The sequence below is a fragment of the Acetobacter orleanensis genome (assembly GCF_001581005.1).
Classification (GTDB): domain Bacteria; phylum Pseudomonadota; class Alphaproteobacteria; order Acetobacterales; family Acetobacteraceae; genus Acetobacter; species Acetobacter orleanensis.
This window is the reverse complement of record NZ_LHZV01000018.1, coordinates 1-2,093: the sequence shown is the minus strand read 5'-3', so window position 1 is coordinate 2,093 and position 2,093 is coordinate 1. Positions and strand designations below refer to the sequence as shown.

At 45.9% G+C, this 2,093-nt stretch carries 1 protein-coding gene and 1 pseudogene; one reads left to right on the top strand and one right to left on the bottom strand.

The genetic code is table 11. The features are described 5' to 3' along the window. Positions 1-1,001: pseudogene (locus tag AD949_RS00130) on the bottom strand (IS5 family transposase); the annotation flags it as partial. Positions 1,002-1,326: 325 nt separating this feature from the next. Here AD949_RS00130 and AD949_RS00125 point away from each other — a divergent pair. Beyond that, positions 1,327-2,016 carry a DUF1796 family putative cysteine peptidase gene (locus AD949_RS00125; RefSeq protein WP_082064883.1) on the top strand — a complete coding sequence of 230 codons (690 nt, stop codon included), beginning with the start codon at positions 1,327-1,329 and terminating at the stop codon, positions 2,014-2,016. Positions 2,017-2,093 lie beyond the last annotated feature (77 nt).

The following is a 2,093-nucleotide window of genomic DNA, read 5'->3' as shown; positions in this document are numbered from 1 at the left end:
GCGCATATTATAGACGATATTGGCCAGGCCGATCCTCATTGTGGCCCGGGTGATACCGACTGTTCGGGCGAACAGCCCGTCTGTGATTTCTGATCGGCAAAGACATGCTCGACGCAGGATCGGATCACAGACTTTCCAGCATTCGATTTCTGGATATGTCGGGGCATAGACTTGAGATGCGGTTTTTCCTGTGAATCTTTGAGACAAAGCCGTGCTTTCCCATAAAGTCCTCATTGGCTTTTGAGCGATAGGCTGTGTCAGCCCAAACGCTTGAGGCCGTATTGGTTTTATCCAACAGCCCCTCTCTCAACCGCGCACCATCACTGGCGGCGGCATCCGTCGTCTTCCATTTCCGGATGAACCGGAACTTCCGGTCGATGGAGAGGTGGAATTTGTAGCCAAAGAACGGGATGGCGAGATCGCTGGATGGCATGGTTCCATCGTCCTGCCGCTTCGCTTTCGTGAACTTCAGCGTCCAGCGTGCATGACGATCTTTGTGCGACAGCTTTGCGTGCCTGTCCTGCCCGGAGATCCGCTTTCTCAGCATTGGTGTTACGTTGATTTGAAGCCGCCACCAGCGTTGCATCAAGGACCTGGCCCGACATCGGGAGATAACCTGCGTTCCGCAGGATCGCGTCAAAGCAATTGAACAGGCCATCAATCGCACCGGCCTGGGTCAGGCGTTCACGGAACAGCCAGACCGTTTTGGCGTCAGGCACACGGTCCGACAGCTCCAATCCCAGAAAGCGTATGAACGACAGGCGATCGTTGATCAGATACTCTGTCCGCTCATCAGACAAATTGTTTAGTGTCTGGATCATCAGCACAGCATCAAATGGCGGTCGCCCGCCTTTGCTCCCATCCGAATACGCCAGAGCCTTCTCCAGATCGGGGCGGAACACTTCAAAATCCACAGTCCGGGAAAACGCTTCGAGTTGATCGCCAAGCCCGCTCAACCGGGCAAGCCGCTCTTCAACATCAAAGAAACCGCCCTGCTTCATCTTCCATCTTTCCCAATCAACGCAGGAAAGATAGAATCACGGACAACCGTTCAGAGCCAGAGGGTTTTTCGAACCCTCCAGCTGCCGCTTTCCGCTTCCAGATCAGTCGGAATTGCCGATCGATGGAAATATATGATTTATAACAAAAGAATGGCTCTTTAACCAATCTAATTACCTATTTTGTCTCTTTACTTCCATCTCTACGATATGGGAAGCATATCCAAGGTATACCAGAATTCAGAGAGCTTTTTAAACCCTTTATGTTGCATTTTCTTTGTATATAACATAGCATATAGGAAATTAATATTGAGGGAGATTGGTTAAAATGAAAAGAACATATTTTTCATTGGGAACAAATTGTACCATTGCACACAATTTAAAATATTTTGGCCTCCAAGAAAAAAGTGGATTGAGCGATTCTTTTATTTCTTCATATTTTTCTATACTTTGGTTGTTTGAGAATAAATTCAATATTGTTTCTAATTCTATGGATTTGTATTTAAAGAAAATAGAACTCGCAGGAAGTGATACAATAGTGCATGTTCCTAGCGGCTTAGTCATGCATCATGCGTTTTCAAGAGATGAAAATGGTTTTGTAGTAAAGCATTGGCGAGATGAAATCAAAGAGGTAAGTAAAAAATACAAATATTTAGGTGACCGGATGCGCGCGTCAATTTTAACTGCTCCGAATCCTATATTTTATATTACGCATGATGTTATGTCAGATAGTGATAAGGATAGAATTTTGACCTCTTGGCAGGCTGAAATTTCAAAAAGAGACGACGCTATTCTTAGAATTATAAATCAAGCAAGGATAATATTTGAAAGAAATTTGAAATTTGTTCTCGTGGACGTTAGGGAAAACACACGCGAGGCAGTTTCCAGCTTGCAAGGAGTGAAGGTGATGGGAGTTCACTATCATGGAGACTTTCATGATGGAAACCCATCGCATTTCGGGGGGTGTAAGAAAGGTTGGAGAGAAGTTTTTGAACAAGTGGAGCAGAGTGTGTTCTAAGAGCCTGTTTGGAAATTCGCTGAAGTGTGATTCAAGCACTAGATGTGGACGCCAGAGCAGAGAGGCCGGATGGCCAG